The 7,619-nt window shown below is 50.9% G+C and carries 10 protein-coding genes; 9 read left to right on the top strand and 1 reads right to left on the bottom strand.

The features are described from left to right. The 7 genes from E2980_RS18760 to E2980_RS18735 all read left to right on the top strand — a co-directional run. Positions 1-224 (top strand): zinc ribbon domain-containing protein (locus E2980_RS18760; RefSeq protein ID WP_135153748.1); only part of this gene is annotated, 224 nt, incomplete at its 5' end. A 137-nt stretch (positions 225-361) separates the two neighbouring features. Further along, a complete protein-coding gene (locus tag E2980_RS18755; RefSeq protein ID WP_240703094.1) occupies positions 362-1,306 on the top strand; it encodes a DoxX family membrane protein in 945 nt (314 codons plus the stop codon). 72 nt (positions 1,307-1,378) lie between these two features. Beyond that, positions 1,379-1,807: a hypothetical protein gene (locus E2980_RS18750; protein WP_135153746.1), complete on the top strand. Its 429-nt coding sequence runs from the start codon at positions 1,379-1,381 to the stop codon at positions 1,805-1,807. Between the two features lie 70 nt (positions 1,808-1,877). Continuing rightward, positions 1,878-2,030 carry a hypothetical protein gene (locus E2980_RS24330; RefSeq protein WP_167747183.1) on the top strand — a complete coding sequence of 51 codons (153 nt, stop codon included), beginning with the start codon at positions 1,878-1,880 and terminating at the stop codon, positions 2,028-2,030. A 118-nt stretch (positions 2,031-2,148) separates the two neighbouring features. Continuing rightward, the gene (locus E2980_RS18745; protein WP_135153745.1) at positions 2,149-2,478 is read left to right on the top strand and encodes a zinc ribbon domain-containing protein; all 330 of its coding nucleotides are present in this window, start codon (positions 2,149-2,151) and stop codon (positions 2,476-2,478) included. Between the two features lie 3 nt (positions 2,479-2,481). Further along, positions 2,482-2,751, top strand: a complete 270-nt coding sequence (locus E2980_RS18740) for a DUF4878 domain-containing protein (RefSeq protein ID WP_135153744.1) — start codon at positions 2,482-2,484, stop codon at positions 2,749-2,751. A gap of 17 nt (positions 2,752-2,768) precedes the next feature. Continuing rightward, positions 2,769-3,290: a nuclear transport factor 2 family protein gene (locus E2980_RS18735; protein ID WP_135153743.1), complete on the top strand. Its 522-nt coding sequence runs from the start codon at positions 2,769-2,771 to the stop codon at positions 3,288-3,290. A 104-nt stretch (positions 3,291-3,394) separates the two neighbouring features. Here E2980_RS18735 and E2980_RS18730 read toward each other — a convergent pair whose 3' ends face one another. Beyond that, positions 3,395-4,270: an aldose epimerase family protein gene (locus tag E2980_RS18730; protein WP_240703093.1), complete on the bottom strand. Its 876-nt coding sequence runs from the start codon at positions 4,268-4,270 to the stop codon at positions 3,395-3,397. Between the two features lie 113 nt (positions 4,271-4,383). Here E2980_RS18730 and fdhD point away from each other — a divergent pair, with 113 nt between their 5' ends. Both fdhD and E2980_RS18720 read left to right on the top strand, forming a co-directional pair. Next, positions 4,384-5,190 carry a formate dehydrogenase accessory sulfurtransferase FdhD gene (gene fdhD, locus E2980_RS18725; protein WP_135153742.1) on the top strand — a complete coding sequence of 269 codons (807 nt, stop codon included), beginning with the start codon at positions 4,384-4,386 and terminating at the stop codon, positions 5,188-5,190. A gap of 1 nt (position 5,191) precedes the next feature. Next, entirely contained in the window at positions 5,192-7,528 is a 2,337-nt protein-coding gene (locus E2980_RS18720) for an FdhF/YdeP family oxidoreductase (RefSeq protein ID WP_135153741.1), read from the top strand. The last annotated feature ends 91 nt before the right edge of the window (positions 7,529-7,619 follow it).

Raw genomic sequence — 7,619 nt, 5'->3', positions numbered from 1 at the left:
CGATGCTGGAGTACAAAGCGAAGTGGTATGGTCGTATTGTTGTAGCCGTTGGCAAAACATTTGCAAGCAGTCAATTATGTTCCTGCTGTGGCTACAAAAACAAAGACGTTAAGGACTTAAAGTTGCGCGAATGGGATTGCCCTGAATGTAAAACGCATCACGATAGAGATTTCAACGCAAGCCTAAACATACTTGCTGAAGGCAAAAGACTGCTTACCGTGTAAACGCTACACGAACTGTCGGGACGACAGGGTTAGCTTGGTCAATTTCTCTTCGGTAGAGGGGACTACCCAAGAATCTCGTGACTTCAGTCATGAGAGGTTCAAGCATCATAAGTCATGCATCGGAAAGGGTAGAGCGGATGGTTCGATATGCGCACGTTAAATGGTTCACCGATGTAACGCCCGTTAAGGAAACATTGGACAATGTCTTATCTCCCGTATTTATGGGGACCGCTTTAGCGGTCGCGTTATTGCTCGCGATTCTTACTCAAGTGCTTCCCGCCATTATGAAAATCAAAGCGCTCGACCAGTTGGATCGTCAGGTTGAGCGGTTACGTCCGCGCTCATTCCTCATCTTGCAATACGGTTCGGCGATTGCGTTGCTTTGGTCGCTTCTGGAAGGCAGTTTGTTCGCCCCCGAGTTCGCTCATCCTCATGGCGCGATAACGGTTGCGGTCGGCGTGACGATTGCTTTGCTTCTTATTCCGCATCACATCGCCGTTAAGCTGGCATCGCTCGTCTTACTCGGACTATACGTATATTACGTTGGCGAATACGGCCTTTTTCATATGTTGGATTACGGGTTTTACTTGGCGATTGCCGCCGCCCTCGCTCTCTACCGAACGGTGTACGAACGGTGGTCGTTTCCGCTGCTTTACTTAGGCACGGGCCTTTCATTGTGCTGGGTGGCGGTGGAGAAATGGATTTATCCGGCTATGAGCTTGGACATCATCGAGCATCATCAAGTGCCGACGTTCGGATTCGATCCGGCCGTATTCATCGTGCTGGCCGCGTTCATTGAATTCGTGGTCGGGTATTTACTCGTCGTCGGGATCCTAAACCGGCTGTTATCGATCGTTCTTACGCTTATTTTCATTATGACGACGATGCTATTCGGTTACGTGGAGATCGTTGGCCATTTTATGATCCATGTTATCTTGGTCTTATTCGTTATCGAAGGGGTGAGCTTCTATAAACCTCCCGTTGACATGCATAAGACCAAGCTGGATCGGATTATATTCGTGGCTCTGAATTTCTTGCTGGTATTGGCGACTTTCCTGTTGCTATACTACCGTTTCGCTTAAATATTTTGCTATATATCGTGCATCTAGTTAGATCGGACGATGTATAATAGGTAAAAAAAGGAGGAATTTCTAATGCAGCAATTTACGATTGCGGTCAAGGAAATCCGAACGTTTCTGACCTCGTTCAACATCGTAAGGGTTGTATTGCCGTATCACCTACATATTTTATTCGGCGGGCTGGGGATTTTATTTCTGTGGGAGTTGCTTATTAGAACCGACATTAGTTATAACACCCTAGATACGCTGTTTAATGATATACCTTTGTACCTAATCGGGTATTATGGTTTCTTCGTCGGAATTTGGTTAACGCTCATCTCCAAGAACGTTAAGTATTTGACTTACGGGCTGTGGGGATACGCGTTCCTGGCTTTATTCCCATTCGAGTACTTGGGACTGTTCGATATCGTTCGTGCCGCGATCTACGGCCTTGGAGGTTATGTCCTGTACCGTTATACGGCATCTTCCCACAGCAAATCGGATTCGCAAAGCCTGAACGTATAAACGACTAGCTATTTCTTTACATAAATTAGAAGCCGATTTCCAAGCCCAAACGCTCGGAGGTCGGTTTTTTTTGCGTTGCCAACGATATTTGCAAGTGATGGTGTTCCTAGGCGTCGCGTGGATGATCATCTTCAACGAGCGGGCGAAGGAGTTCCTCGAGAGCACGGACGACAAAGTATACGAGATCGGTAAGGGAGAACGCGCAAAGCCGCAGGTTGAATAGGAATCTCTAATGGAAGTCGACCGCCCGCGAATTAAAATTATTCTAAAGTTTACCTTATCTCTCACTAAGTTGTGTATAGTTAGAGGAAATATTATACAGCTTGGGGGATTTTCGGGAGATGTATTGCACCAATTGCGGAGAAAAATTAATAGAAACTGCTTTCTCTTGCCCAAGCTGCGGCACGGAAGTTAGACAAGCGCCGTTAGCGCAAGAATCGATTACGGAAACAAGCGAGTTTCCGGCATCACAAGAGCCTTCATTCCCATCGCAGCCGAAAGGTTATTTAAAAGGTTTGTCCAATCAGTCTAAAAAGCTGATTTTGGTAGGATTGGCAGCTGTCGCCGTGATCTACCTAGCATTTAAGTTCATAGGAGGCGGAGGCAACCAAGCTACGCCCGAGAAGACGGTCAAAGGCTTCATGAGCGCCGTGAAGCAAGAGGATGCCTAGGAGATGGTATCCTACCTCTCGATCTCCTCAATGGACTTCCCGGAAGGGGAAGACATGGATTCCTTTATCGAGATGTTAGAAGGCGAATTCGAAGGTGGCGGCATGGATCTTCGGAATTACGAGATCAGGGATGTAGACGTTGAAGAGGATAACGCGACGGTTGATTATGAAGTCGTCTATATGGAAGACGGAGAGAAGCTAACGGAAGAGGATTCCTTTGACTTGGTTAAGGTCGAAGATAAGTGGTACATCGACGGAGGCTTAGGATTCTGATTGGAGGATAGGAGAAGATGAATGAAGCTCCGGCGTCACGAACAGCGGAACAATCCGACCAAGCGGAAGTCGATCCGTTTGCGGGATTTCCTCCGGCAAGAACCTTGAGCTTATCTCGGCGAGCGAAGATACTTATTTTGCTCGCATTAGCCGCGGGGGGCATCCTGTACCTCTACATGAAGTTCATTGCGGGGGATGATGGGAACCAAGCGACTCCCAAGAAGACGGTGGAGGGCTTCTTCCAAGCAGCGGTAGATAAAGATGCTAAAGAAATGGTCTCTTATCTATTATTCACTCCGGGGGAAACTATGGACGGACGAGATAAAGAGACTATGGTTCAGAACTGGGAAAAGATGTTCGAGCAGCAACCAGCAGGTACTGGAATTCATGATTTCGAAGTCGTGATAGTACATGAAGCCGAGGATACGGCAACCGTGGTTTCTAAAGTTGAAGTAGGGGCTGAGGAGATGCAGACAGGAGAAGTATCCTACAAGTTAAAAAAGGTCGAAGGAAAATGGTTTATCGACTTTTTTGGATGATTAGCGAAAGCCCCGATTCCGCTTGAGGAATTCGGGGCTTTCGCATTCATTTCAACGCGACGCGAGCGCATCCGACATCTCTTTTTCCTCATCGGAAGGTTAGATCATGGCTCGCATGCGAAGCTTAAATCCAATTGAAGCGTATCTCCCGGCGCTACCATCAGCAGCCCTTCCTTATCGTTCAAGGCTTCATTAAGAGCGGTCCAAGGCTCCACGCAGACGAACGGCTTGCCTTCCACGGACCAAAGCACGACATAGCGGAACTGCTCGCTGTAACTTAGCCTAACGGAACGTCCTTGCGCTAGCGGGAAAGTGATTTCCGGATTTTTTGCATCGAGAAGAGCCGCGGATTCCACCATGCCCTCTAGATTTAAGGAGCCGTCGAAGGGCTTCTCTTGCTTGTCGTTATAATCGAGCATTCGGGTAGCATCGGTAACGTATGTAAGATTTTTACCTTCCGTGGCGAAATAAGGATGGAATCCCGCTACGATCGGCATTTCCTGCCGGGAGCGGTTCGTATACTGCTGCTCGATGGAAAGAACTCCGCCTTGGAGCCGGTAAGTGAACCTAAGCTCGAAATCGAACGGGAATACGTTCAGCGTCTCCGTATTGCTCTGAAGCGCCAAAGTGATCGCAGCGGATCCGTCCGTATTCGTCGAGATGACTTCCCAAGGGAGGATGCGCGCTACCCCATGATTTTTCATCCAATAAGTTTGGCCGTTCCATTCATATTCCCCGTTAACCAGCTGCCCCGCGATCGGGAATAACACCGGGATCCCGCCGCGAATGTTCGCTTGCGGATTAAGGAAAGTATCTCGATCCAGGTACAACAGCTCCTGTCCATAAAGACTGCAACTGGTTACGATCCCTCCGCGCTCCGGGCAGATGATCACCTTGGAATCCGTGGATTCTTCCGTTAAGGTATAGACAGGGAAAACGTCGATCGAGGAATCAATACGATAGTTCATGCTAGCAGTCAATGGTCGTACCTCCTGTACAAGTTCATTCGTCCCCTTCATTATACCAATTTTTGTTGAAGCGCCAAACGCGAACCTATATAGTGAAAGTATAGAACGCTCAAGGAGTGGGAGCCATGGAGCCATCCGCCAAAAAGAGCAGGGCACTCATTCGGTACGACGGTGAAAAAACATGCGAAGTCGTGGATGAAGTTGCGACGGAATGGCCGGTCACGATCGTGTTGAACGGGCAAGAGTTCGCAACGCTGGTGTGCTCGCCGGATTATGTCGAGGATTTATCGGTGGGCTATCTCGCATCGGAAGGCGTTCTTTCGGATTATGCCCGGCTAACGGAGCTAAGCTACGATGACCGGACGGGGACGGTGTACGTCGATATCGGAGGCGTTGACGCATGGATGAAAGAAAGCGGTTCCAAGAGATATCTGACTTCTTGCTGCGGCAAGAGCCGGCAAAGCTTCGTCTTCTATAGCGACGCGAGGACGACCCGGGCTCTTGACAGCAGGAAAGTACGATTGACCTACGCTGCTTGTATAGAAATGATGGAAGCTATGCAGGCGCAATCAGGGCTTTTCCGCGATACGGGCGGCGTGAATAATGCGGCCCTGTTTGAACAGAATGGCACGTTGTTGTTATCAAGAATGGATATCGGCAGGCATAATGCGCTAGATAAGCTGTATGGACATTGCCTGAGCAATGGCGTACCGATGGACGGGAAAGTACTTGCTTTTAGCGGAAGGGTATCGTCCGAAGTGCTGCTGAAGGCCGCCAAAATGCGCTGCGAAATATTGCTATCCAAGTCCGCCGCCACGGACTTGGCCATTGAACTTGCGGAGGAATTGGGAATCACGATCGTCGGCTTTATCCGCAACGGATCGCTTAACGTGTATTCTTATCCGGAACGTCTATATAAGGCAGGCGAATGATATGGGAACGACCAAGCATCCAGGTCCGCAGAAGCTGCCCGCGAGACCGGATCCGAAGCTATGGGTGAGCGCAGTCCCATTCGGATTAGGTAAGCTGAAGCCTAAGCATATTCGCGATACGATGAAGACACTATGGCAAAACCGCGACAATCTTCCGTATGCGGCGAGAATACTCACTCAGGGAGCCTGCGACGGGTGTGCCCTTGGCGTATCCGGCCTCTATGATCAAACTCTGGCAGGCCCCCATATCTGCACGACCAGATTAAACGTGTTGAGGTTGAACACGATGCCCGCCATCAAGCCGAATCGCCTGCATGCGGATATCGAGGAGCTGCGCAAGTTGTCCAGCGCGGAGCTTCGGGAGCTAGGCCGCATACCGTACCCGTTGATTCGGCGTCCCGGAGATAGAAGCTTCAGCAGACTGTCGTGGGGCGAAGCGCTCGATAAGATCGCCGCCAAGTTCCGCGAGCTGCCGCCGGAGCAGACGGCGTTCTATTTGACCGCTCGCGGCATCACGAACGAGTCTTATTATGCGGCAGCCAAGGTTGCCCGGTTTCTTGGCACGAACCATATCGACAATGCTTCGAGGATTTGCCACTCTCCTTCCAAGACGGCACTGAAGCGGTCGCTCGGCATCGGCGCGTCCAGCTGCAGTTATCGGGATTGGATCGGCACGGACGTGCTCGTGTTCTGGGGCAGCGTCGCCGCGAATAATCAGCCCGTCTCCACCAAATACATGTACGCCGCAAAGCGCAAGGGGACGAAGATTATCGTCATTAATCCTTACCGGGAGCCGGCGATGGACGGATATTGGATTCCTTCGATCGCAGAGTCGGCGTTATTCGGCACGAAGCTCGCGGATGATTTCTATCCCGTTAACATCGGCGGGGACATCGCGCTTATGCACGGGGTCATGAAGACTTGGTTCGAGATGGAGCAAGAACGGCCGGGATCCGCGATTGATCATGATTTCGTTTGGGAGCATGCGAACGGATTCGAGCAATTGCGGGATAAGGTGAACGCTCAGCACTGGGGAGAGTTAGAAAGCTCGTCCGGTCTGTCCCGGGTTCGGATCAAGGAGCTAGCGGAACTGCTAGCGGGCGCAAAGTCGGCCGTATTCGTCTGGTCGATGGGACTAACGCAGCATCGGCACGCTACGGATAACATTTCGCAGGTTGTGAACTTGGCTTTGCTACGCGGATTTATCGGTAGAGAGCATTGCGGCGTCATGCCGATACGCGGCCACTCGGGAGTCCAAAGCGCGGGAGAAATGGGAGCCGAGCCTTCTTCCTTGCCGGGTGGAGATTTCAATGAAGACAATCTCGAGCGTTTGGAGCAATTATGGGGATTCCCCGTTCCGAGATGGCAGGGGGATATCGTAGGCGTCTCCTTGGAAAATACTCGCTTACCGATCACGCATCCCCGCAAGCTGAAGCTCTATTACCTATCGGGCGGTAATTTCTTGGAAACGATGCCGGATCCGCAATTCGTTCGAGAGTCCTTGGAGGCGCTGGAGGTTCGCGTCCATCAGGATATCATCCTGAATACGTCGACCTTGCTCGATGCCAAGGAAGCGGTTATTATTCTGCCTGCGATGACGCGCTATGAACAGCCCGGCGGCGGCACTTCGACTTCCACGGAGCGAATGGTTTACTTCAGTCCGGAAATCGAGGGACCCAGAATCCCTGAAGCGAGAGCAGAGTGGCAAATCTATTCGGACTTGGCGGCAAGGGTGAAGCCGCAACTGAAAGATCTCGTCGCCTTCGCCGATTCGCAAGCGATCCGCGATGAGATTGCCAGGGTAGCGCCGGAATACGATGGCATCCAGCACCTGAAACAGAAAGGCGAAGTTTTCCAGCGCGGCGGCGCATGGTTGTGCGAAGGCGGCGTATGCCCGACGCCTGACGGGAAAGGGAGGCTCATTCCGGTTGACGTTCCTAAGCGCGGGGCGTCCCTGGCAGGAGAATTCTATGTGACTACCCGCCGCGGGAAGCAGTTCAATTCCATGATCTACGGAGAAAAGGATTCCTTTAACGGAGCGATCCGCGCCGCGGTGCTCCTTAACCCGGAGGATGCCCATACTTATTCGATATCGGAAGGCGAAGCCATCGTTCTTCATAATAGTCATGGGACCTTGCATGGCAAAGCTCATTTCGCGGATATCGCTCTTGGCAATCTGGCCGTAAATTTTCCTGAAGGCAACGTTCTGTTCCCGATGGGCGTATATGAATCGACTGCGGGCATCCCGGAGTTTAACATTGCGGTTGCGTTGGAGAAGGCGGAGTATTTCCTTCAGCGCAAGGATAAGAGTTATAACAAGAAAGGTTCCCTGGAATAGGAGATGTAAAATAATAACGTCCCTATTAGGCCTTTACGGCGAATAGGGACGTTATTCGTCATTTCCTGGGAAATGCTGTCGGAATCAATTT

This window comes from Cohnella luojiensis (assembly GCF_004564235.1).
GTDB classification, from domain to species: domain Bacteria; phylum Bacillota; class Bacilli; order Paenibacillales; family Paenibacillaceae; genus Cohnella; species Cohnella luojiensis.
Note: the sequence above shows the minus strand (reverse complement) of the source record. Positions and strands in the feature narration are given on the sequence as shown.

Bases quoted from the DNA above. Each gene is read 5' to 3' on its own strand.
- E2980_RS18755 (WP_240703094.1), top strand. From the start codon at position 362: ATGGTTCGATATGCGCACGTTAAATGGTTCACCGATGTAACGCCCGTT.
- E2980_RS18750 (WP_135153746.1), top strand. From the start codon at position 1,379: ATGCAGCAATTTACGATTGCGGTCAAGGAAATCCGAACGTTTCTGACC.
- E2980_RS18745 (WP_135153745.1), top strand. From the start codon at position 2,149: ATGTATTGCACCAATTGCGGAGAAAAATTAATAGAAACTGCTTTCTCT.
- E2980_RS18740 (WP_135153744.1), top strand. From the start codon at position 2,482: ATGGTATCCTACCTCTCGATCTCCTCAATGGACTTCCCGGAAGGGGAA.
- E2980_RS18735 (WP_135153743.1), top strand. From the start codon at position 2,769: ATGAATGAAGCTCCGGCGTCACGAACAGCGGAACAATCCGACCAAGCG.
- fdhD (WP_135153742.1), top strand. From the start codon at position 4,384: ATGGAGCCATCCGCCAAAAAGAGCAGGGCACTCATTCGGTACGACGGT.
- E2980_RS18720 (WP_135153741.1), top strand. From the start codon at position 5,192: ATGGGAACGACCAAGCATCCAGGTCCGCAGAAGCTGCCCGCGAGACCG.